16 protein-coding genes and 1 pseudogene are annotated in these 22,868 nt (G+C 69.8%); 6 read left to right on the plus strand and 11 right to left on the minus strand.

The window, feature by feature from the left end; translation table 11 throughout:
• Window positions 1-41: 41 nt before the first annotated feature.
• Window positions 42-947, minus strand: coding sequence for an LLM class flavin-dependent oxidoreductase (locus OG332_RS21350; protein ID WP_327414976.1), 906 nt, complete (start codon window positions 945-947; stop codon window positions 42-44).
• 88 nt (window positions 948-1,035) lie between these two features.
• Here OG332_RS21350 and OG332_RS21355 point away from each other — a divergent pair, with 88 nt between their 5' ends.
• On the plus strand, window positions 1,036-1,923 hold the full coding sequence (locus OG332_RS21355; protein ID WP_327419325.1) for a Cof-type HAD-IIB family hydrolase: 888 nt from the start codon (window positions 1,036-1,038) through the stop codon (window positions 1,921-1,923).
• On the opposite strand, the gene OG332_RS21360 is transcribed toward OG332_RS21355, so the two are convergent.
• From OG332_RS21360 to OG332_RS21385, 6 genes and pseudogenes are all read right to left on the minus strand, one after another.
• Entirely contained in the window at window positions 1,924-3,615 is a 1,692-nt protein-coding gene (locus tag OG332_RS21360) for a sensor histidine kinase (RefSeq protein WP_327419326.1), read from the minus strand.
• Between the two features lie 125 nt (window positions 3,616-3,740).
• A pseudogene (locus OG332_RS21365) lies at window positions 3,741-5,427 on the minus strand (ISAzo13 family transposase).
• 54 nt (window positions 5,428-5,481) lie between these two features.
• The gene (gene cydD, locus OG332_RS21370; protein WP_327414977.1) at window positions 5,482-9,135 is read right to left on the minus strand and encodes a thiol reductant ABC exporter subunit CydD; all 3,654 of its coding nucleotides are present in this window, start codon (window positions 9,133-9,135) and stop codon (window positions 5,482-5,484) included.
• A gap of 57 nt (window positions 9,136-9,192) precedes the next feature.
• Window positions 9,193-10,194, minus strand: a complete 1,002-nt coding sequence (cydB, locus tag OG332_RS21375; protein ID WP_327414978.1) for a cytochrome d ubiquinol oxidase subunit II — start codon at window positions 10,192-10,194, stop codon at window positions 9,193-9,195.
• Window positions 10,195-10,212: 18 nt separating this feature from the next.
• Window positions 10,213-11,718, minus strand: coding sequence for a cytochrome ubiquinol oxidase subunit I (locus OG332_RS21380; protein WP_327414979.1), 1,506 nt, complete (start codon window positions 11,716-11,718; stop codon window positions 10,213-10,215).
• Window positions 11,719-11,900: 182 nt separating this feature from the next.
• On the minus strand, window positions 11,901-13,520 hold the full coding sequence (locus tag OG332_RS21385; RefSeq protein WP_327414171.1) for an IS1634 family transposase: 1,620 nt from the start codon (window positions 13,518-13,520) through the stop codon (window positions 11,901-11,903).
• Window positions 13,521-13,687: 167 nt separating this feature from the next.
• Between OG332_RS21385 and OG332_RS21390 the strand changes: the two genes are divergently transcribed.
• Window positions 13,688-14,056, plus strand: coding sequence for a cyclophilin-like fold protein (locus OG332_RS21390; RefSeq protein WP_327414980.1), 369 nt, complete (start codon window positions 13,688-13,690; stop codon window positions 14,054-14,056).
• A gap of 42 nt (window positions 14,057-14,098) precedes the next feature.
• Here OG332_RS21390 and hisC read toward each other — a convergent pair whose 3' ends face one another.
• Entirely contained in the window at window positions 14,099-15,178 is a 1,080-nt protein-coding gene (hisC, locus tag OG332_RS21395) for a histidinol-phosphate transaminase (RefSeq protein WP_327414981.1), read from the minus strand.
• Window positions 15,179-15,539: 361 nt separating this feature from the next.
• On the opposite strand from hisC, the gene OG332_RS21400 reads away from it, so the two are divergent.
• The 3 genes from OG332_RS21400 to OG332_RS21410 all read left to right on the plus strand — a co-directional run bounded on the left by OG332_RS21400 (window position 15,540) and on the right by OG332_RS21410 (window position 19,077).
• Window positions 15,540-16,655: a LacI family DNA-binding transcriptional regulator gene (locus OG332_RS21400; RefSeq protein WP_327414982.1), complete on the plus strand. Its 1,116-nt coding sequence runs from the start codon at window positions 15,540-15,542 to the stop codon at window positions 16,653-16,655.
• Between the two features lie 215 nt (window positions 16,656-16,870).
• A complete protein-coding gene (locus tag OG332_RS21405) occupies window positions 16,871-18,109 on the plus strand; it encodes a metallophosphoesterase (protein WP_442816364.1) in 1,239 nt (412 codons plus the stop codon).
• 149 nt (window positions 18,110-18,258) lie between these two features.
• On the plus strand, window positions 18,259-19,077 hold the full coding sequence (locus OG332_RS21410) for a hypothetical protein (RefSeq protein WP_327414983.1): 819 nt from the start codon (window positions 18,259-18,261) through the stop codon (window positions 19,075-19,077).
• Window positions 19,078-19,097: 20 nt separating this feature from the next.
• On the opposite strand, the gene OG332_RS21415 is transcribed toward OG332_RS21410, so the two are convergent.
• The 3 genes from OG332_RS21415 to OG332_RS21425 form a co-directional block, all read right to left on the minus strand.
• Window positions 19,098-19,880, minus strand: a complete 783-nt coding sequence (locus tag OG332_RS21415; RefSeq protein WP_327414984.1) for a hypothetical protein — start codon at window positions 19,878-19,880, stop codon at window positions 19,098-19,100.
• Between the two features lie 117 nt (window positions 19,881-19,997).
• Window positions 19,998-20,840: an IS5 family transposase gene (locus OG332_RS21420; protein ID WP_327414200.1), complete on the minus strand. Its 843-nt coding sequence runs from the start codon at window positions 20,838-20,840 to the stop codon at window positions 19,998-20,000.
• Window positions 20,841-21,151: 311 nt separating this feature from the next.
• The gene (locus tag OG332_RS21425) at window positions 21,152-21,961 is read right to left on the minus strand and encodes a hypothetical protein (RefSeq protein WP_327414985.1); all 810 of its coding nucleotides are present in this window, start codon (window positions 21,959-21,961) and stop codon (window positions 21,152-21,154) included.
• 525 nt (window positions 21,962-22,486) lie between these two features.
• Here OG332_RS21425 and OG332_RS21430 point away from each other — a divergent pair.
• On the plus strand, window positions 22,487-22,651 hold the full coding sequence (locus tag OG332_RS21430; RefSeq protein WP_327414986.1) for a hypothetical protein: 165 nt from the start codon (window positions 22,487-22,489) through the stop codon (window positions 22,649-22,651).
• Window positions 22,652-22,868: the final 217 nt, after the last annotated feature.

Below are 22,868 nucleotides of genomic sequence, written 5' to 3' on the forward strand. Positions count from 1 at the left end.
GGTCGTCGCCGCTCCGCTGCGGAGCGGCGACGACCGGCGGGTCAGCCGTCGAGCTGGGCCAGGGCCTCGGTGGCGATCTTCTCGAAGACGGCTTCGTCGGCGGCGAAGTCGGAGTCCGGGATCGGCGCGTGGATCACCAGCTCGGTGAAGCCGAGCTCGCGGTGGCGGCCGGCGAAGTCCACGAACGCGTCCAGGGACTCCAGCACGGTGTTGGCCTCGGGCGTGAAGCCGGTCAGCAGGACCTTCTCCATGGGCTCGGGATCCCTCCCGATCTCCACGAAGGCCTTGCCGAGCCGTTCGAGCTGCCCGCGCAGGGCCTCCAGCGACTGCTCGGGCGTGCCCTCCTCGAAGAGCTTCGGGTCGCCCGTGGTCACCCAGGCCTGGCCGTGCCGGGCAGCGAGCCGCAGACCCCGCGGTCCGGTCGCGGCGACCGCGAACGGCAGCCGCGGCCCCTGTACGCAGCCGGGGAGGTTGCGGGCCTCCTCGGCGGAGTAGAAGGTGCCCTCGTGACTCACCGAGCCCTCGGTCAGCAACCGGTCCAGGAGCGGCACGAACTCGGCGAAGCGGTCGGCGCGCTCACGCGGGGACCATGCCTCCTGGCCCAGCACGGTCGCGTCGAAGCCGTTGCCGCCGGCTCCGATGCCGAGGGTGATGCGCCCGCCGGAGATGTCGTCCAGGGAGATGAGCTCCTTGGCGAGGGTCACCGGGTGGCGGAAGTTCGGCGAGGTGACGAGCGTGCCCAGGCGCAGCCGCTCGGTGGCGGTGGCCGCAGCGGTCAGGGTGGGCAGCGCACCGAACCACGGACCGTCGCGGAAGGTCCGCCAGGACAGGTGGTCATAGGTGTAGGCCGTGTGGAATCCGAGCTGCTCAGCCCGGAGCCACTGATCGCGGCCTCCCTCGTGCCATCGACGTACCGGAAGGATCACCGTGCTCAGACGCAGACTCATGCGTCGAGCCTACGGCGAGGCGATGTTTCACGTGAAACATCGCCTCGTGCGACAGCCGGACCCGATCATGGTCCGGTCGTACCCGGCCATGGGCGAAGATGGAGCCGTGACCTCGGCTCCCCAGCGCCCGGACGGGCCAACCCCCATGCCCCGGCTCATCGCCACCGACCTCGACGGCACCCTGCTGCGCGACGACAAATCCGTCTCGCCGCGCACCGTCGCCGCGCTCGCCGCCGCCGAGGAGGCCGGGATCGAGGTCTTCTTCGTCACCGGACGCCCGGCCCGCTGGATGGACGTGGTCAGCGACCATGTCCACGGGCACGGCCTCGCGATCTGCGCCAATGGCGCGGCGGTCGTCGACCTCCATTCCGGACGGGAGTTCGTGCAGGTCAGGTCTCTCCCGCGGGCCGCCGCAATCGCCGTCGTCGATGCCCTGCGGACCGCCGCACCCGCTACGTCCTTCGCGGTCGAGCTGACCACCGGCATCAACTACGAGCCGGCGTACCCGCCCTTCTTCAAGGACCCGGCCGCCAGGGTCGCCACGGCCGAGGAGCTGCTGCGCGAGGAGATGGACGCAAGCGCGGCGCCCGTGCTCAAGCTGCTGGCGCACCACTCCGAGATCGCCCCGGACGAGTTCCTGACGCTGGCCCGCTCCGCCGCCGGCGCATACGCGTCGATCACCCGCTCCAGTCCGACCGCCCTGCTGGAGATCAGCGGGCACGGCGTCTCCAAGGCCAGCACGCTGGCCCTGTGCTGCGCCGAGCGGGGCATCTCGCCCGCCGAGGTCGTCGCCTTCGGGGACATGCCGAACGACGTGGAGATGCTCAGCTGGGCCGGCACCTCGTACGCGATGGGCAACGCCCACCCGGATGTGATCGCGGCCGCCTCCGGCCGTACGGTCGCCAACAACGAGGACGGGGTCGCCCTCGTCATCGAGCGGATCCTGGCCGAACTCATAGCCCGGCAGCAGGCCTGATCAGAGCGGGGCCTCCCACACCAGGGTGGTCCCGCCGCCGTCCTCGCCGATGCCCGGGCCGTACGAGCTCGCGCCGCCCAGCGACTCGGCCCGTCGGCGCAGATTGCGCAGCCCGCTGCGCCGACCCCCTTCGGAGATGCCCACCCCGTCGTCGGCGACCTCCAGCCGGACCCCGGGACGGCCGTCGGCGAGCGTGACGGTGGAGTCGAGGACCACCTCGATCCGGGACGCGTCGGCATGGCGGAAGGCATTGGACAGGGCCTCGCGCAGCGCAGCGATCAGGTTCTTGACGACCAGCTCGTCGACGACGGTGTCGATCGGGCCGAGGAAGCGGTGCGCGGGCTTGAAGCCCAGGGGTACGGCAGCCATGTTGATCTCCCGCAGCACCCGGGTGCGCAATCCGGACGGGGCCTGCGCCGGGCCCTGCTGGAGAGCGAAGATCGCGGTGCGGATCTCCTGGATCGTCACGTCCAGTTCGTCCACGGCCTTGCCGACGCCGTCGCGGACCTCGGGAACGATGGACCGGCGCTGGGCGCCCTCCAGCATCAACCCGGTGGCGAACAGCCGCTGGATGACCAGGTCGTGCAGGTCGCGTGCGATCCGGTCGCGGTCCTCGAACACGGCCAGCCGCTCGCGGTCGCGCTGTGCCTCGGCCATCATCAGGGCGAGCGCAGCCTGCGAGGCGAACTGGGTGGCCAGGGTCCGCTCGGCCTCGCTGAACGGCCGCTTGCCGCGCGCCCTGGGGGTGACCAGCGCGCCCAGCACCCGCCCGCCGCTGTGCAGGGGCAGCATCATGCAGGGCCCGTACTGGCTGGTCAGCTTGCCGGCCGTGCGGGGGTCGGACGCGGCATCGTCCACGAACACCGGCTCGCCGTGCAACAGCTTGTCCACGACCGGACTCTCGGCCGGGATCACCACACCGAGCGAGGTGGCCGGGTCCTCGGCCGAGACGGCGACGATCTCCATCCCGCCCTCCTCGGCCGGCAGCATGACGATCCCCGCGGAGGAGTCGGCCAGCCGGCGGGCCTGCTCCGCCACCACCACGAGGGCATCGTCCGCGTCCCCACCGGACAGGAGGGCGGTGGTGACGGCCACCGAGCCGTCGATCCAGCGCTCACGCTGGGTGGCGGCCTCGTACAGCCGGGCGTTGCCGATGGCGATGCCCGCCTCGGTGGCCAGCACCCGGACCATGTGGACGTCGTAGTCGTTGAACTCGCCGCCGCCGTTCTTCTCGGCGAGGTACAGATTGCCGAAGATCTCCCCCTGCACCCGGATCGGGACGCCGAGGAAGGTCTTCATGGGCGGGTGGTGCGCCGGGAACCCCGCGGAGCGCGGATCCTTCGTCAGATCGGCGAGCCGCACGGTGTCGGAGTGCGAGATCAATGCTCCGAGCAGGCCCCGCTTGCCGTCCGGCCGGTGTCCGATCTTCCGGGCCAGCTCGGAGCTGACCCCGTGGGTCACGAAGTCCGAGAGCCCGCGGCCCTCCGTGTCGACGACGCCGATCGCCGCGTAGCGGGCGCCCGCGAGCTCGGCCGCGGTCTCGCAGATGCGGTCCAGCGTGGAGTGCAGTTCGAGGCCGGTCCCGACCGACCGCATCGCCTCCAGCAGTTGCGGTACCCGGGCCGTGAGCTCGGTGGACAGGCCCTGCAGGCTTCTGGTGGCCTCGGTGGCGGCCACCAGCGGGTCCGACATCACGGGCACGACCGGTGTGGCCGGCGAGGGATCCGGCAGGGGATCCGACGAATCCGGCGACTGTTGCGACTGCTGCGCTGACATGCTCTTGAGACTAGTTAGTCCCCATTAGGGCTCGCAGATCATTAACTCGCTGGTTTGATCTCTGCTGGGAGGGTGATTCCACGGGTGCTGGCGAAGTCGTAGAGGTCGTCGAGGGTGGCGAGTCGGTCGTCGGCGGGCTGGATGGGGTGCCCGGCTGTTTCCAGGAGCTGCCGGATGTCGCGGATGCGTCTGTTGATTGTTCCGGGGTGGACGGTGAGCAGGGCGGCGACGGCGACTTGGGGCAGGGCGAGCCGGTAGTGGAGGAGTGTGGCTAGGAGCCGGTCGGCGAGGGTGAGGACGGGGCGTCGGCCGGTGGTGCCGTCGCCCTTGACGCGAGGTCGGTGGCCGCGTCGTTGGTCCAGGTGAGTCTCGCGCTGGGCGTCGTGGAGGATGGTCAGCGCGGTGATGAGGGTGTCCCACTCGGCGGGCGGCAGTCCGGTCAGGGCGGGGTGGCATAGCCAGGCGAGGTCGGGGCTCGGCTGATCGAACGGGTCTGGTGCGTCGTTGACCTGGGTGTATGCCTCGGGGCGGAGTGTGTAGTTCCAGTCGCCGTGCCAGTCGTGGCGTGTGACGGGGAGGACGTCCATCTGCCCGTCACCGATGCGGACCCCGGTCTCGTAGGTAGCGGTGCCGAGTTCGGCGTGGACTTTCAGCCCGGTGCGGGTGGTGGTCGCGGCGATGCTCTGCACGATGACTTCGTGGCTGGTCAGCGGCCTGCCGCGCCAGTTCATGGTGATGTGTGAGAACAGCCGGTGCTCGATCCGATTCCATTTCGATGCGCCCGGAGGAAAGTGACAGACAGTGACCTCCATGCCTGTTTCCAGGGCCAGGGCGGCGAGTTCGGCCTTCCAGGCGCGGGTGCGGTAGCCGTTGGAGCCGCCGGCATCGGCGGTGATCAGCAGCCGCCTGGCCTGCGGGTAGTCCTCCTTGCCGCGGGCATTCCACCAGCGGCGGATGGATTCGACGGCGAAGGCGGCGGTGTCGTGGTCGGTGCCGACGCTGACCCAGCCGGTGTTCGCAGCCAGGTCGTAGATGCCGTAGGGCACGGCCTTCCCGAGTTCCTTGTCCGGGAAGTCGTGGGTGCTGACCCGCTCGGGGTTGCCTGCGGGCCGCCATTCCCGGCCGCCGTTCTTGAACGGCCCCACCACTTCCTTCTTTTTCGTATCGACGCTGATCACCGGGTCGCCGGCCACCTGGTGGGCCTTGGCCTGCTCGTTGATATAGCGGAACTGGCCGTCCCGGTCCGGGTGCTGCTCGGCCTTCGATGACTTTGGCGTTGCCCTGGAGGCTGAAGCCTTCCTCGCGCAGCACGTCGGCGACGGTGTCGGCGGATATCCGGTGGCCTTGGCGCGTGAGCTCGGCGGCGAGGTGGCGGGTGGACTTCGTCGTCCACCGCAGGGGCGACATCGGGTCCCCGCGCATGTCCGGCTCGACCAGGGCCAACAGTGCCGGACGCAGTCCCGGGTCCAGGTCCACTACCCGCTTGCGGCCACCACCGACCCGGCGCGCCCGCCCCAACGGGGCTTCACCGGAGTCCAGTTCAGTGACACCAAGCGACACCGTGGCCTCTCGCACTCCAGCCGCCCGGGCGACCAGCCTGATCCCGCCATGGCCCAGTACCCGGGCCTCGGCCGCCAGCAGGAGACGACGCTGACGTTCGTCCAGATGCGGGAACAGCACCGTGAACTTCGCCACCAAGGCCGCCGCTATCTCTTCCGCCGCTTCCATACCACGCCAACGACCGCCAGATCGGGAAGCTACGGGTTAATCCTCTGCGAGCCCTTAGTGGGGAAAGTTGGCCAAAGCCCCCTCCGCGGCCCGTTCCCGCTCCAGCAGGCGCCGCAGCGGTCCCTCGGCCGAGGCCAGCTCCGCGTACGCGCCGCGCTGCACGACCTCGCCGCGGTCCAGCACGAGCACCTCGTCAACCGCCTCCAGTCCGGCCAGCCGGTGCGTGATCAGAACGGTGGTCCGGCCCTCGGTCGCGGCCAGCAGGTCCGCCGTCAGGGCGTCGGCCGTGGCCAGGTCCAGGTGCTCGGCCGGCTCGTCCAGGACCAGTACGGGGAAGTCCGCGAGCAGCGCCCGGGCCAGGGCGAGGCGCTGGCGCTGACCGCCCGAGATCCGCTCGCCGTGTTCACCGACCAGGGTGTCCAGACCGTCCGGAAGGCCGTCGGCCCACTCCAGCAGCCGGGCCGCGGCCAGCACGTCCCGCAGTTGCTCCTCGCTCGCCCCGGTCCGGGCGAGGCGCAGGTTCTCCCGCACCGAGCTGTCGAAGATGTGCGCGTCCTGGGCGCACAGGCCCACGAGCGCGCGTACGTCGTCTCCGTCGAGGGTGCGCGCGTCGGTCCCGTCCAGGGTGTAGGCGCCCTGGCTCGGGTCCAGGAACCGGAGCATGACCTGGGCCAGCGTCGTCTTGCCGGAGCCCGAGGAGCCGACGACCGCGATGCGGCGGCCGGCCTCCAGGGTCAGGTCCAGCCCGCGCAGGGCGTCACGGTCCTGGCCGGGGTGGCGGGCGGCGAGCCCCGTCAGGCGCAGCGGGAAGGGCGAAGCGGGGGCCGCGGCGGGCCGCTCCGGCTCGGCGACCGGGACCGGAGCATCGATGACCTCGTAGACCCGCTCGGCGCTACGGCGCACCCGCTGGCGGTACTGGACGGCGAGCGGCAGTCCGTTCACCGCCTCGAAGGCGGCGAGCGGAGTCAGGACCGCGACGGCCATGGCCACCCCGGACAGCCGTCCGTCGTGGACGGCGTTCGCGGCGACGGCCGCGGCGGCCACCACGGTGAGCCCGCACACGAGGGCGGACAGCCCGCCGCCCAGCCCGCTCGCGGCGGCGCCCCGCGCGGCGATGCGGGTCAGCAGGCCGTCGCTCTCCCGCGCCCGCCCCTTGCGGTCCTCCAGCGCACCGGCCACGGTCAGTTCCGCGGTGCCGGTGAGCAGATCGGCCACCCTGGTGGCGAGCTCTCCCCGGGCGGGTGCGAGCCTGTGCTCCGCCCGGCGGGCGCAGGCCCCGCTGACCAGCGGCACCCCCATACCGGCAGCGAGCAGCCCGGCGGCGAGCACGGCTCCGGCCTCGGGGAGCAGCCAGGTGGTGAAGGCGACCGAACCAGTTCCGACGAGCACCGCGGTGCCGACCGGCAGCAGCCAGCGGAGCCAGTAGTCCTGCAGGGCGTCCGCGTCGGCCACGAGCCGGGCCAGCAGGTCCCCGCGCCGGTGCTCGCGCAGCCCGGCGGGCGCGATGCGCTCCAGCCGCCGGTAGACCGATACCCGCAGGTCGGCGAGCATCCGCAGCACGGCGTCGTGGGAGACGAGCCGCTCCGCGTACCGGAAGACGGCGCGGCCCAGACCGAAGGTCCGGGTGGCGGTGACGGCCACCATCAGATAGAGCACGGGGGGCTGTTCGGAGGCCCGCGAGATCAGCCAGCCGGACACGGCCATCAGGCCGACGCTGCACCCGACGGCCAGCGCGCCGAGCAACAGCCCGAGCCTGAACCGTCCCTGCCAGGCCTTGGCCACCGCCCGCACCCGGCGCAGCGGATCGGCCCCGCCTGTGTCGGTCCCGCCGCCGGCCCGCGCCCGCTCGGGTGCGGCACCGAGGATCCACTCCCCGGCATCCGGGGCGCGGTCGCCGGGGGACCGGCCCTCGGCCCCGTCCCGGAAGGCGCCGCGGTGGGGGAGCAGCCCTTCAAGATCCGGCCCATCGAGGTCCGGCCCTTCAGAGTCCGGCCCCTCGGGGAGCAGCCCCGCGGGAGGAGGCCCCTCAAGGCGGTGCCCGTCGGCGAGGAGCTGCGCGGGCCCGCCCCCCGCCGCCATCGGGACCACCCGGTCCGCGACCGCCAGCAGTGCCGGCCGGTGCACGACCAGCAGTACGGTCCGCCCCGCGGAAAGCCGCCGGACCGCGTCCACGATCCCCGCCTCGGTCTCCCCGTCCAGGGCCGCCGTCGGCTCGTCCAGCAGCAGCACGGGCCGGTCCGCCAGGAAGGCCCGGGCCAGGGCCAGCCGCTGCCGCTGCCCGGCGGACAGTCCCACACCGCCCTCGCCGAGCAGGGTCTGCGCCCCGCGCGGCAGCGCCGTCACGAACTCCCAGGCTCCGGCGTCCTTCAGAGCCGCGGCAACTTCGCTGTCGGAGGCGCCCGCGCGGGCCAGCCGTACGTTCTCGGCGATCGTCCCGGCGAACAGGTGCGGCCGCTGCGGCACCCACGCGATCCGCTCCCGCCAGTGCTCCGGCGACAGCTCGGCCAGGTCCACCCCCGCGATCCGTACCCGCCCCGCGGTCGGCGTCACGAACCCCAGCAGCACCTGGAGCAGCGTGGACTTGCCCGCGCCGCTCGGACCGGTGAGGGCAACGCACTCCCCCGGCGCGACCGTCAACGAGACCGGCCCGGGCGAGTCCTCGCCCCGGCCCTCGTAGCGGACGGCCATCCCGTCGATCTCGATCCGCAGGGGGGCGCCGCCGGGCAGCTCCGCCGTCCCGGCCCGCCCCGTGGCGGGGGTCTCCAGGATCTCGAAGATCTCCTCCGCGGCCGCCAGTCCTTCTGCGGCCGCGTGGTACTGCGCCCCCACCTGCCTGAGCGGCAGGTACGCCTCGGGCGCCAGGATCAGGATGACCAGGCCGGTGTAGAGATCCAGTTCACCGTGGACCAGTCGCATGCCGATGGTCACGGCGACCAGTGCGACCGACAGGGTCGCCAGCAGTTCCAGCGCGAAGGAGGAGAGGAAGGCGATGCGAAGGGTCCGCATCGTCGCGCGCCGGTAGTCGTCGGTGATCTTGCGGATGGATTCGGCCTGCGCCTTGGCCCGGCCGAATACCTTCAGCGTGGGAAGGCCGGCCACCACGTCGAGGAAGTGCCCCGACAGCCGGGACAGCAGCCGCCACTGGCGGTCCATCCGGGACTGGGTGGCCATGCCGATGAGCACCATGAACACGGGGATCAGCGGGAGCGTGACCACGATGATGGCCGCCGACACCCAGTCCTCGGTGACGATGCGGGCGAGCACCGCCACCGGCACGACCACCGCGAGCCCCAGCTGGGGCAGGTAGCGGGAGAAGTAGTCGTCGAGCGCGTCCACACCGCGGGTGGCCAGGGACACCAGGGATCCGGTCTTCTGCCCGGTGAGCCGGCCGGGGCCGAGGTCCGCAGCCCGGTCCAGCAGCCGGCCCCGCAGTTCCGACTTGACCGCCGCGCTGGCGCGGTGCGCGGCCAGCTCGGTCAGCCAGGCGACCAGGCCGCGTCCGAACGCCACCGCCGCGAGCAGCAGCAGCGGCGTCCGGAGCGCTTCGCCGCCCAGCCCCTTCTCGAAGGCACCGACCACGATCTCGGCGATCAGCATCGCCTGACCGACGACCAGCCCCGCCCCGACGAGCCCCAGGGCCACCACCGCGCCCAGGAAGAGGCGGGTGGAGCGGGCGTACCGAAGCAGGCGCGGGTCGATCGGTTTCACGTGAAACATCCCCCAGGGGAGGGTCGGTCGGGCGGACGAGCCGGGTGCCGCGGGAAATCAGTGCACGTCGACGATGTGCTGCGTACCGATCCGCTTGCGGAACACCCAGTACGTCCAGCCCTGGTAGAGGAGGACGAGCGGCGTGGCCACTGCCGCGCACCAGGTCATGATCTTCAAGGTGTACGGGCTGGACGAGGCGTTGGTGACCGTGAGGTTCCAGGCATCGTTCAACGAGGACGGCATGACGTTCGGGAAGAGCGTCAGGAAGAGCATCGCGACGGCCGCCGCGATGGTGACCCCGGACAGTGCGAACGACCAGCCCTCGCGGCCCTTCAGGTTGGTACCGAGCGCCCCGAGCAGTGCCAGTACGGCGACGGCCATCGCGATCAGGCTCTTGTCGTCTCCGCGGGAGACCTGGGTCCAGATCAGGAAGACCAGTGCCAGCACGGCGGTGACGACGCCCAGGCCGGTCGCCAGCTTCCGTGAGCGGTCCCGGATGTCACCGACCGTCTTGAGCGAGGTGAAGACCGCGCCGTGGAAGGTGAAGAGGGTGAGGGTGACCAGTCCGCCCAGGATCGAGTAGACGTTGAGCAGGTCGAAGAGGGTGCCGACGTACTCCATGTTCTCGTCGATCTTGACGCCGCGCACGATGTTGGCGAACGCCACGCCCCACAGGAACGCCGGGATCAGCGAGGTCCAGAAGATCGCGTGTTCCCAGTTGGTCTGCCACCGGTCCTCGGGGCGCTTGTGCCGGTACTCGAAGGCGACGCCGCGGATGATGAGGCAGACCAGGATGAGCAGCAGCGGCAGGTAGAAGCCGGAGAAGAGGGTGGCGTACCACTCGGGGAAGGCGGCGAAGGTCGCACCGCCCGCCGTGAGCAGCCAGACCTCGTTGCCGTCCCACACGGGCCCGATGGCGTTGATCAGGACCCGCTTCTCCGTACGGTCGCGGGCGAGCAGCTTGGTCAGTACGCCGACTCCGAAGTCGAAGCCCTCCAGGAAGAAGTAGCCGGTCCACAGGACGGCGATGAGTACGAACCAGACGTCGTGGAGTTGCATGGTGCGGTCTCCTCAGCCTCAGTACGAGAAGGCCATCGGCCGGTCGGGGTTCTTGTCGTCCCCGCCGATCTTGGTGGGCGGGTTGAGATCGGCCTCGGTGAGCTCGGGCGGTCCGGCCTTGACGTACTTGACCAGGAGCCTGACCTCGATGACGGCGAGCACCGCGTAGAGGAGGGTGAAGCCGATCATCGAGGTGAGCACCTCCGCCTGGGAGACGTTCGGCGAGACCGCGTCCCGGGTGCGCAGGACTCCGTAGACCACCCAGGGCTGGCGGCCCATCTCGGTGAAGATCCAGCCCCACGAGTTGGCGATGAGCGGGAAGCCCATCGTCCAGAGCGCGACGATCCAGTACAGGTTGGCGAACTTCGGGCTCAGCGCCTTCTTGAAGAGGACCAGGTTCGGGACCTCGTCCTCCCCGGTACGCAGACCCCGCGGCAGCATGAACTTCTTGCGGGTGAGCCACAGGCCCAGCACGCCGACGCCGAGGGAGGCCATGCCGAAGCCGATCATCCAGCGGAAGCCCCAGTAGGCGACCGGGATGTTGGGCCGGTAGTCGCCGGGGCCGAACTTCTCCTGCTCCGCCTTGTTGACGTCGTTGATGCCCGGGACGAAGGAGGTGAAGTCGTCGTTGGCCAGGAAGGACAGCAGGCCCGGGATCTCTATCGCGACCTTGTTGTGGCCCTTCTCGACGTCGCCGTAGGCGAAGACCGAGAAGGGAGCCGGCGCCTCGCCGTCCCAGAGCGCCTCGGCGGCGGCCATCTTCATGGGCTGCTGCTTGAACATCACCTTGCCGAGCAGGTCACCGCTCAGGGCCGTGCCCATGCCGGCGATGATCATGACGACCAGGCCGAGCCGCAGCGAGCTCCGCATCACGGGGATGTGCCTCTTGCGCGCCAGGTGGAAGGCGGCGATGCCGGCCATGAACGCACCGCCCACCAGGAAGGCGGCCGTGATGGTGTGAAAGAACTGGGTGAGCGCGGTGTTCTGGGTGAGCACGAGCCAGAAGTCGGTGAGCTCGGCCCGGCCCCGCTCCTCGTTGATGCGGTACCCGACCGGGTGCTGCATCCAGGAATTCGCCGCCAGGATGAAGTAGGCGGAGAGGACGGTGCCCATGGACACCATCCAGATGCAGGCCAGGTGGATCTTCTTCGGCAGCTTGTCCCAGCCGAAGATCCACAGGCCGATGAAGGTCGACTCGAAGAAGAAGGCGATCAGCGCCTCGAAGGCCAGGGGGGCCCCGAAGATGTCGCCGACGAAGCGCGAGTAGTCGGACCAGTTCATGCCGAACTGGAACTCCTGGACGATGCCGGTGACGACGCCCATCGCGATATTGATCAAGAAAAGCTTTCCCCAGAACTTCGTGGCTCTGAGGTACTTCTCCTTCTCGGTGCGCACCCATGCGGTCTGCAGGCCGGCCGTGAGCGCGGCGAGCGAGATCGTCAGGGGTACGAAGAGGAAGTGATAGACGGTGGTGATGCCGAACTGCCATCGCGCCAGAGTCTCTGGCGCCAGAGCTAGGTCCACGTCCTCGTCTCCTTCGTGTCGCCGTGATCACAGCGGCAGTCTGCCTCTTGCGTCCCACTCAATCCGGGAGAAAGCAGGACACGCTTGTGAACGCGTTCACATTCACAAGCATTATGTCGCACCACTGTCGGCAGCCTTCAGGCGGGGTGCCCCTCTAGCTCTGTACTTCGCGGGTAGTTCGTTCAGGTCTCTGGCCAGCGGGGATGTGTGGGTTCCAGGCCGAGGAGGTCGAGGAGGTGGAGCTGGATGCCCCGGGTGATGGCGATGACGGGTGGGTCGGTGGCGCTGCCGACCCGTAGCCGCAGGTCGGACAGGTGGTAGAGGATCATCCGGCCGGTGGGCCGCACCCTCTGGTTGCCGGGGTAGAGCCCCTGCATCTTCTGGTCGCCGCCGAGGGCTCGGCGGACCTGGCGTTCGATCAGGCAGAACAGCAGCAGGGCCAGGCAGATCACTGTGATCAGTGCGGCGACGCGTTTGTTGTCCTGCACGAAGACAGGGGTGACGGCCAGGGGGCCCTTGAAGTCGCTGTATCGGCGCTCGACGGTGCCCTGGCCTTTGTGGCGGCGTAGTACTTCGCCGGGATCGGCCTGTTCGGGGGTGAGGGTGGTCAGCAGCGCGTACCAGCCGTCGACGGCGGCTTCGGCCTGGAGCACGTCCTGATCGAAGTGCCAGGACAGGGCGGGCCGTCCGGTTTCGTCGGTGGTGATCTCGGTGTGCAGGCAGCCGGAGACCCGGCGGGTGCGGGTGATCACGCCGAGGCGTGCGGCGATCTTCTCTGCGGTGCTGTAGTAGCGGCCGCCGGCAGAGTGCTGGAGCTTGTCGAGGTCTTCGCGGGCCTTGGCCAGGCGTTTCTCGCGGGCCCGCTGCTGGCCTTTGGCGTTGCCGGTGGAGTGCACCAGGATCCGGCGTACCTGGAGCGGGGGATCGCTCTTGCGGGGCCCGGTCACAAGGTGGATGTCTTCCAGGACCCGGTAGGTCTCACGCGCTGCGGCGGGGGTGTTCTCGTCGCGGGCGGGGGTGTAGTCCACGACGGTGGCCGTCTCGAGGTCGAGGGCGGCGTAGACGGCGTCGTCGACCCTGGAAGCGGGGGCCGGGGCGATGAAATCGGTCCCGGCCCCGATCAGGGCGGTGACGTTGCCGTATGAGATCAGCTTGGAGTCGGCGATCAGCAGGAACTTCTTCGGTCCGGCCATCGCGCGCAGAGCGTTCATGGTGCCGGTGATCTGGGAGATCTCCGCGGCTCCGCCGTCGATGACGCGGGACAGCAGGGGGATACCGCCGTCGCCGGTCACCGCCAGGCCGGTCTGGATCTGCTTGAGGTCGTAGCGGCGGTCCTTGGGATGGCCGTGTCTGATGCGGGGATACTCCTCGTCCTGGTCATCGGCCGGGTAGGCGCCGTAGAGCGACATGGATGTCATGTCCCAGTGGAACGTGGACACATCGATGCCGAACTCGCCGATCGCCTGGGCCCCGATGCTGTCGGTGAGCTCTCTCAGCCGCGGGGCGATGGCGTCCAGGGCCCGGCCCAGACGGTCGTCGTTGAGCAGTTCCGCCTCAATTCCGAATACTTCTTCCACCGCCCACTCCCGGGCCCAGCGGTCCACCCGCCACAGGGGTGCGGGTGCGGTCAGCCGGTTGGCCACCAGCACCTCGATGACCTGGCCGTGCGTCACATGGGCGATGTCGCGGCCCGGGCACAGCCGGTCGACGGTCCCGGCCACATCAAGCCGGCGCAGAAACTCGGCAGCGACAGGCAGAGCGCCCAGACGCTTCTCCACCACGGAGGTGACCACACATTCCATGCGCGGGCGCACCGTCCGCAGCCGTGGGGACCGGGAAGACTTCGTCACACCCGGATCAACACAGCCACCCCCGGACCGGACACGGCCAGACACCAACTCCACCTGACTCAGCCACCCGCGAAGTACGGATCTAGCCAATCCATTCAACAGATTGTTGAATGCGGCTCATGCAGATACGGATTTCCTGGCCTGCGGGCCAGCTCACCGCGACCCTTGACGAGACCCCGACCAGCAAGGCGCTGGCCGAGGCCCTTCCGATCTCCGCCTCCGCGAACACCTGGGGCGAGGAGGTCTACTTCGGCACCGGCGTCTCCGTGGCCCTGGAACACGAAGCCCGGCAGGTCGTCGAGCCGGGCACGGTCGCGTTCTGGACCGAGGGCGACGCGCTCGCGCTGCCCTACGGCCCCACGCCCATCTCGCGCGGAGGCGAGAGCCGCCTGGCGAGCCCGTGCAACGTGCTCGGCTCGTTCGACGGCGACCCCCGCCTGCTCTCCACCGTCCGCGACGGCGATCCCATCCGCGTGGAACTGGCCTGACCGGCCCCGACGGGGTCCGGCCGCCAGGACAGCCGCGGCCGCCTACAGCTCCTTGAAGAAGGCCTCCGCCGTGTGCAGGAAGAGGTCGTTCGCCTCGGTCTCACCGATCGTGACCCGCAGGCCCTCGCCCGCGAAGGGCCGGACCACCACACCGGCCTTCTCGCAGGCCGCCGCGAACTCGGCGGTCCGCTCCCCCAGCCGCATCCACACGAAGTTCGCCTGGGTGTCCGGCACGGACCAGCCCTGGGCGAGCAGCGTCTCGTGCACCCGCGCACGCTCGCCCACCAGCGCCCCGACGCGGCCCATCAGCTCGTCCTCGGCGCGCAGCGAGGCCACCGCCGCGTCCTGCGCGAGCTGGCTGACGCCGAACGGCATCGCCGTCTTGCGCAGCGCCGCGGCCACCGGCTCGTGCGCGATGGCGAAGCCGACCCGCAGGCCGGCCAGGCCGTACGCCTTGGAGAACGTACGCAGCACGGCCACGTTCGGCCGGTCGCGGTAGAGCGCGACGCCGTCCGGGACGTCGGTGTCGCGCACGAACTCGCGGTACGCCTCGTCCAGGACCACCAGGACGTCCGACGGCACCCGGTCCAGGAACCGCTCCAGCTCGGCGCGGCGCACGGCCGTGCCGGTGGGGTTGTTCGGGTTGCAGACGAAGATCAGCCGGGTCCGGTCGGTGATCGCCGCAGCCATCGCGTCCAGGTCGTGCACGTCGCCGTCGGTCAGCGGGACCTGCACCGAGGTCGCGCCCGAGATCTGCGTGAGGATCGGGTACGCCTCGAAGGAGCGCCAGGCGTAGATCACCTCGTCGCCCGGGCCGGCCGCCGCCTGGATCAGGGACTGGGCCACACCCACCGAGCCGGTGCCCGTGGCGATGTGCTCGACCGGCACCCCGAAGCGCTCGGCGAGCTCGTTCACGAGGCCGGTGCAGGCCATGTCGGGGTACCGGTTGAAGCTGCCGGCCGCCGAGACCGCGGTCTCCAGCACCCCCGGCAGCGGCGGGTACGGGTTCTCGTTCGATGACAGCTTGTACGCGACGGGCCCTCCCGCGGCAGCCGGCTTCCCGGGCTTGTACGTCGGAATGCCATCCAGCTCGGCGCGCAGCTTCGGGCTCTTCTCGCTCACCGCAGGTCCTCCTCGACCGTCCCGTACGACGTCGCCGTCGACTCAATACTGCTCACCTTATGAGGATTCCGCCGTTCCGAGAATGGGGGCGCCTGGAATGCGGGGGAGCGCGCGCATATATGCGCGCGCCGGTGGCCTGCGCCGTGGCGCGCGTCCCTCGTGCAGGTGAGTTGAGACCGTCCCGAGACCACACCGTTTTGGCATGCCCGGACCCGCCAACAAGCCCCACCCTCACTCTAAGCGATCAAATACCTTCATTTCCAAGGTCATTGGGGGTGGCGAACCATGCAGAATCGTGCCTGTCAACGGGTGCATATGCACCCGGACCACCCACCCCACCGAGCCCTACTATCGGCTCGCCATGACAGCAGCAGGGAAGCATCAGGTGAGCCGGACCGAGACCACCCGGCGGGCCGCCGGCCGACAGGGCCGGGCAGGCATCAGGGACGTGGCCGCCGCGGCGGGCGTCTCCATCACAACCGTCTCCGACGCGCTCAATGGCAAGGGACGGCTGCCCGACGCCACCCGCCGCCACGTTCGCGAGGTGGCCGACCGGCTGGGCTACCGCCCGTCGGCCGCCGCCCGCACCCTCCGTACCGGCAAGTCGGGCCTCATCGGCCTGACCGTGACGACGTACGGGGATGAACCTTTCACCTTCACCGAATTCGCCTACTTCGCCGAGATGGCCAGGGCCGCCACCTCCGCCGCGCTCGCCCGCGGCTACGCCCTCGTCATCCTCCCCGCCACCTCCCGCCACGACGTGTGGTCCAACGTCGCCCTCGACGGCACCGTCGTCATCGACCCCTCCGACCACGATCCCGTCGTCACCGAACTGGTCCGCCAAGGTCTGCCCGTGGTCTCCGACGGCCGCCCCGCAGGCTCCCTCCCCGTCACCGCCTGGGTCGACAACGACCACGAGGCCGCCGTACTCGGCCTGCTCGACCACCTCGCCGCCGCCGGCGCCCGCCGGATCGGGCTGCTGACCGGCACCACCACCGACACGTACACCCGGCTCTCCACCACCGCCTACCTCAACTGGTGCGAGCGCGTCGGCCAGGACCCCGTCTACGAGTCCTACCCCGCCCACGACCCGTGCGCGGGCGCCGTCGCCGCCGACCGGCTCCTCGCCCGACCCGACCGGCCCGACGCCGTCTACGGGCTCTTCGACCCCAACGGCACCGATCTGCTCGCCGCCGCCCGGCGCTACGGCCTGCGCGTCCCCGAGGACCTGCTGCTCGTGTGCTGCAGCGAGTCCACCGTCTACGCCAACACCGAACCGCCCATCACCACCCTCTCCCTCAAACCGCGCCGCATCGGCACCGCCGTCGTGCAATTGCTCATCGACGCGATCGAGGGAGTGGACACCGGACGCCCCGTCGAACAGGTCGTCCCGACCGAGCTCATCATCCGTACGTCGTCGCAGCGCAGGCAGCCCCGAACGACCGTCAGCCCACCCCGTTCCCCGGCCAAGGACTGACCGCCAGACCGTCCGGTCGGCCTGCCGACGACCGGGCCCAGCATTTCAGCAACACCGATATCGGTAGAAAGCGGTAGGAACAATCGGCTCCGCAAAGGATTCACCACCCCTGGTGCGTCACAGAGCGCGAGCCGCATTCCTATGATGGGCGCACGACATCACGGACCCTCCTCCCCGGAGGTCAGGAGGGTCCGCAGGTGTACGGCAGCGCGACGGTGGTGGAGGGGTCGATGACTCAGGGGGCCGGTCAGGGACCCGCGATGCGGACGGACACGCTGCGGGACTTCCGGGTTCCAGTCACCGAACCCGCCGCGTACGCCGTATCCGCCGGGCATCCCGGCGAGGCTCCCGTGTACGGCGAGTACCCGGCGTACTACGACGACGACGCACCGGCCGTGCCCCCGCAGCCCGGCTACGCGCCGGCGCCCGCCGCACCGCCCGCCCCGCCGTCGGCCGCACCGCCGGCCTCGCGTCCCGTGCACGCGACGAGCCACACCCCCGAGGAAGACGACTTCGAGGGCTACACCCCGACCCACCGCGACCTGCCGATCATCGGCCGCGGCGCCCTCGGCGGCCCCGGCGACACCGTGCAGGTCCAGTACGTCCCGCCGGAGGCCGCGTCCGACGGCCCCGGCCCGCTCTACGTCGTCGGCGACGTCCACGGCTACCTCGACGAACTGGTCACCGAACTCCACGCCCAGGGCCTCATCGACACGGAACGCCGCTGGTCCGCCGGCAACGCCCGGCTCTGGTTCCTCGGCGACTTCACCGACCGCGGCCCCGACGGCATCGGCGTCATCGACCTCGTCATGCGGCTGTCCGCCGAGGCCGCGGCCGCCGGCGGCTACTGCAAGGCCCTGATGGGCAACCACGAGCTGCTGCTCATCGGCGCCAAGCGGTTCGGCGACACCCCCGTCGTCTCCGGCGCCGGCACCGCCACCTTCCAGGCCGCGTGGCTCCTCAACGGCGGCCAGCGCTCCGACATGGAGCGCCTGCAGGACGTACACCTGCAATGGATGTCGCGGCTGGACGCGGCCGTCCTGGAGGAGGGCCACCTGCTGCTGCACTCCGACACCACGGCCTACCTCGACTACGGCGACTCCATCGAGGACGTCAACGACACCATCCACGAGCTCCTCAACCGGGGCGACGCCGACATCACTTGGGACCTCTTCCGCAAGTTCACCAAGCGGTTCGCCTTCCGCGACGAGGGGACCGGCCCGCAGGCCGTGCGCGAACTGCTCGGCACCTACGGCGGCAGCCGCGTCGTGCACGGACACAGTCCCATCCCGTACCTGCTCGGCGAGGTGGGCACCGAGGACGGGGACGAGACGCGAGGCCCGGAGGCCGTGGACGGCCCGCACGTGTACGCGGAAGGGCTCGCCATCGCGATGGACGGCGGGGTGACGATGGCGGGCAAACTGCTCGTCGTGCAACTTCCCTTGAACGACTGAGGTTTGTAACCAAGGGGGTATTTCCGGAAAGCCCCTGTCACGGCGTGGTTCGGGCGCTCTACCATCGCACTATCCGTAGCAGGCTCTCCTCCGTTTGTGCCGGTGCCCCGTTCTACGCGGGGATACCGGCTTCTACGGAGCATCGGGGGATGCACATGACCAGCGCTCCGCACCTGCTGACCGAAGACCGACCGGAGTTCGATCGTCTCCTCGACGAGGCGCTGCGCACCGCGAGCGAACGGCCCGAGCTCGCCACCCTCGGCGAACGGCTGAACGCCGAACAGCTGCGCACCATGGCCCAGGGGGCCAGTGCGCTGCTGGCGGCCGCGGCCGCCGCCGAGTACGGCCACTACGTGAAGGTCCGCGAGGAACGACGCGACGAGGCGCTGTCCACACCCGGCACCACGGGGGACGAGGACGGCGGGCAGGGCATGGGCGGCGGCGCGGGAGTCAGCGCCGTGGTCGCGGTCCTCGCGCCCGTCCTGGCGGGCACCGCCATGCTGATCTTCCTGCTCGTCGGCTACAGCCTCAAGCTGATCGAGCCCGAACCCGCCTTCGCCGAGACCATGCTGACGGCGGGCTGGCTGTTCGGCGCGCTCACCGTGGCCGCGCTGCTCTTCGCGGTGATCGGGCTGCTGGTGACGGCCGTCCGCAACAGCGCGACCGAGGTGGTGGCGGACGAGACCGAGGCGGTACCCGACGAGGTGGCGCGGGCCCGCGAGGCCTGGCGGCACGCGCTGCTGGAGCGGGGCATCATGCCGTTCCTGCGGGACGCGCTGGCCGACCCGACTGCGGGGCCGGGCTTCCCGACCCCCAGGACGCCGGCGGCCGGGCGCATCCCCCACCTCGGATACACCCGGCCCGACTTCACCAGCCCTGGATCGCCCTCGGAGGGCCCCCGGCCCGGCTACACGCCCCCGGACTTCACCAGCCCGGACTTCGGCGGCCCGGAGAACCGGCCGCAGTAACCTCCGACCGGCCTCGCGCCCTACTTCATCTGCCGCGGCAGGTGGTTGGGGTCGGCGGGGCGGATCGGCGCGGCCGTTCCGGAAGCGGCCCGGCGGCGGACGTCCGGGTCACCCGGATCGGGCTGGGGCTCCGCCAGCCTCCACACCCCGTTGCACACGAGTTCGGTCGGGTCCTGGCCGTTGCCCGTATCCACGGTGCAGAAGGTCTCGTGGATGGCACCGCCCTCGGTCACCACCTGGATCACGAGGTTGCCGCCCTGATGCGCGACGGAGACGCCACAGGCATCGGCCGGGTAGCTGTTGTCGGCATTGAGCGTGAGGTCGTACCAGGTCCAATCACCGACCGTGTTGCCCGTGAGGTCGCGGACCCCGACGTAGGTGTTGGTGCCTCCCGGGATCACCGCCGTGAATTCGCGGCTCCCCTGGTCGCGGACGGAGTCGATGGACCTGCAGAGGGCCGGGCCCGGTTCGCCCTGCGGGCCCCTCGGGCCGCGCGGTCCGGGCGGTCCGGGCGGGCCCTGCTTGCCCTCCTCGCACCCGCCGCCACCGCGCGGGCCGGCCATGTTCCCGGCCGCCTGCAGACCCTTCTTCTTTTTGTTCGGCTTCGACTTGCACTCGTCACCGCCCGTCGGGCTCGCCGAGCTGACCGTGTCGGCCACCTGCATGCCCTGCGCTGCGGCGAACGCGGGGCTGGTGATGCCCACCATGACCAGGGCCAGCGACGCCAGGGTGCCGCCCTTGCGCCAGGTGCGCCGTCTCGGCAGCGGACCTGGAACTGACCTGGTCCTGTTTTCGGGGCTCATATACGCCGCTCCTTCTCGAAAACGCGAGGGGGCCCGGTCGGGCCCCCTCGGTCATCGTGGGTATCGCGGTCGCAAGTGGCGGGGCGCCATGCAGATAAGACCGACCGGCAGTAGGCGTCACTTGAGTCGTCGGGTGGTGGGGCGGGTGTCCCAGCGGTATTGGAGCGTCGCGCGGCGGATGAGCATGCGGAGCGTGACGATCGTGGCGGTGAGGTGCAGGTAGAAGTCCACGACGTTGCCGTTCTTCTCGGTGCAGCGCCGCAGTTTGCCGAAGCCGTTCATCCACGAGTGTGCGCGCTCCACCACCCAGCGTTTCCCGGCTTGGATTGGGGCGGGCACACCCTTGCGGGCGATCTCGACGGTGAAGCCGAACTCCTCCAGCGCGGTCCGGGTCTTCGCGCTGTCGTAGCCGCGGTCCAGGTTGACGTTGACCTGCTCGGGGAGTGGTCCGACCTGGGTTTTCACGGCGTCGAGGGTGGGGATGAGCAGGGGCGAGTCGTGCCGGTTGGCTCCGGCGGAGACCAGGCCGAGCGGAACACCGCGGGCCTCGGCTGCTACCGAGCGTTTCAGGCCCTGCTTGCCGCGGTCGACCGGGGAGCGGCCGGCCTTCTCGCCGCCGCAGGGCGCCTTGGTGATGCAGCCGTCGACCGACAGTTCGTCGAGTTCCAGGCCGATCATGCGGTCGTACGCCTCCAGGGCCAAGGCGTGCAGTTGCTGACATATCCCCAGGTCGGCCCAGTGTCTGACGCGGCGTCGGATAGTGCGGTCGGAGCAGCCGGGACTGGCGATGCGTTCGTAGCCGGAGCCGTGCACGAGGGCAGCGATCACGTGCTCGAAGACGATCCGGTCGGGGAGGCGCGGATTGTGGCAGCCAAGCGGATGGCCGTCCACGTGCGCGGGCAGCAGCGCCGCGAACTGGTCCCACAGGGGTTCGAGCAGGCATGATGGCAGGACAGGCACGAGCCCTCCGGTGATCACTGAGCGTAGAGAACTCCATGATCACTCAGGCTCGTGCCTGCCTTGCGCTCGGGCCGCCGATCACCGACACCCACGGCCCTACTGCCGGTCGGTCTAAGTCAACTTGTCGGACTAGCGGATAAGCCAAGTCGGGCTAACGCTGCGCCCGCAATGGCGTCCTGCACCCCGTGGATCTTCCACTGCATCGCTGCGGCCCCTCTCGATCGGCCTCCAGCATCGCAGAGACGCCCTGAACTACAGCTCGGTTCAGGCAAATAAACGTCACTGTGACGACATGTTGAGCTCTGGAAGTCTTAGCGCCCCAACTGCTTGAGGAAGTCGGTCACGAACTTCTCTACCTGTTCCCTGCCCTCGACATCCCGCACATCGAGTCGATCCACATAGTGGATGCCGGCGTGGCGCAAGAGGCGCTCGCGGCTCTTGTCGTCGGAAGCGCGTCCCTTATCGTGCGGTCCGTCGACTTCAATGACGCCGGCTCGTCCTCGGTAGGTGACGACGAGGTCCGGCTCGAAGGTGTGTCCCCGTACGCGCATGGCCCCAAGTGGCATGATGCCGATCGTTTCGTTGTCAGGTAGCTGAGCCTGACGTTCCTTGAGGATCTTGTAGACGTCGTGTTCCCACTGGTTGGTGAAGTGGAGCCCGTCCTCGATCGGATGCTGTGGCTCCAGACGCGGTTTCCGCGCCTGGTTCGTTGGACCGGGCCCGCTTGCAGTGCGCAACTGGCGTCGCCAGTCCACGCTCACTTCCGGGATCGATGGGGCGATCTGAATGTGATCGATGCACTCTCCCGGATCGCGCGCCATGATCGCGTTCATGGCCGTCTCCAGCTGCGACACCACAGCTTCTGTGAACCGGGAGAGCAGACGTGGCTCGACCTCCAGGATGGCTTTATAGCCAGCCTCGTCGAATCCGGTGTTCCACAGAATCAGCCGGGCTGTGGTCACGTCGGCGGCGATGTCTGCTGTCGCCAGGTCACCCTGACGATGGAGCGGGATGGCCGCCGCACCGAGTACGTGTTCGCCTCGCAGCCGGTCGACGTCGTCAGCGGGCAAGTTCTTCGAAGCTGCGAGCATGGCGTCAAGCGACCGCAAGTCTTCACCCATGTGGAAGAGTCTGACAGCTGGGATCGACAACCGGGCTCGAAACCAATCACCTTGGCCGCGTGGACCAGGTGTGGACCACGACAGGTCGAGCATGGCCCTGAGGGCGAGGAACACGCAGGTCATCTCGGGTGGAGATGCACCCCGCAGCACTCTCTTGAAAACCGTTCGGTCAGGAACTGCCCCCGCACCCATCCCCGCCTTGTGCCGACTGAGAAGCCGTCCGTATCCCTCCACGGCGACAAGGCTCTGTCGCGCAATCAGGACATCTCGTCGAGGCCCGCACGAACGGTCGGTCGCAGCGCACCGGCAGCCCGCAGGAATGCCACCCCGTGATCAACTGCTCACGATCCGGGCTCCGTTACGAGCCCAGAGGCGGGGATGTAAGCGAGTGCTCCGGATACCGCGACGCCACCTCGGGCTGTCCGGAAACCATGACTGCGACCCGATGATCCCTTGAGTGGGCCCTATCTCGCTCATATGGTCATTTCCGACCGCAGCGGTGAACGACCACAGCAGGGGACTCAGATGGAAGACAGGCGAACGGCCGGGGCAGTCCTGGGACTTGCGGGCTTCAACGCGGCCCTGACCATGGCAGCAGCCGTCGTCACTTGGGACGACGGCCCCACTCCATGGGCGGCCGCTGCCGCGACTTCCGTGCTCGTCTTCCTCACACTTATCCGCAAGCGCTGATGGTCGCGATCCGTGCGAGCAACAACCGCCCGTTATCCGTGATCAAGAAGGAAAAGCACCCTTGAAGCTCTCCTACCGCATAGCCACCGCCACCCGCGAAGCCGCCTGAGGCTTCCGGCCGCCGTCGATGCCCAGCACTGCCCTTGTGCACGGGGAAGATCTGGCGTCAGAGCATCAGCCCCCAGGTAGAGACGCCCAGCCGACTACTCCCCCCAAG

The organism is Streptomyces sp. NBC_01233 (genome assembly GCF_035989305.1).
GTDB lineage: Bacteria > Actinomycetota > Actinomycetes > Streptomycetales > Streptomycetaceae > Streptomyces.

Coding starts and splice junctions, on each gene's coding strand:
- OG332_RS21350 (WP_327414976.1), bottom strand. CDS start 947: ATGAGTCTGCGTCTGAGCACGGTGATCCTTCCGGTACGTCGATGGCAC.
- OG332_RS21355 (WP_327419325.1), top strand. CDS start 1,036: ATGGGCGAAGATGGAGCCGTGACCTCGGCTCCCCAGCGCCCGGACGGG.
- OG332_RS21360 (WP_327419326.1), bottom strand. CDS start 3,615: ATGTCGGACCCGCTGGTGGCCGCCACCGAGGCCACCAGAAGCCTGCAG.
- cydB (WP_327414978.1), bottom strand. CDS start 10,194: ATGCAACTCCACGACGTCTGGTTCGTACTCATCGCCGTCCTGTGGACC.
- OG332_RS21385 (WP_327414171.1), bottom strand. CDS start 13,520: ATGGAATGTGTGGTCACCTCCGTGGTGGAGAAGCGTCTGGGCGCTCTG.
- OG332_RS21390 (WP_327414980.1), top strand. CDS start 13,688: ATGCAGATACGGATTTCCTGGCCTGCGGGCCAGCTCACCGCGACCCTT.
- OG332_RS21400 (WP_327414982.1), top strand. CDS start 15,540: ATGACAGCAGCAGGGAAGCATCAGGTGAGCCGGACCGAGACCACCCGG.
- OG332_RS21410 (WP_327414983.1), top strand. CDS start 18,259: ATGCACATGACCAGCGCTCCGCACCTGCTGACCGAAGACCGACCGGAG.
- OG332_RS21415 (WP_327414984.1), bottom strand. CDS start 19,880: ATGAGCCCCGAAAACAGGACCAGGTCAGTTCCAGGTCCGCTGCCGAGA.
- OG332_RS21425 (WP_327414985.1), bottom strand. CDS start 21,961: ATGGGTGAAGACTTGCGGTCGCTTGACGCCATGCTCGCAGCTTCGAAG.
- OG332_RS21430 (WP_327414986.1), top strand. CDS start 22,487: ATGGAAGACAGGCGAACGGCCGGGGCAGTCCTGGGACTTGCGGGCTTC.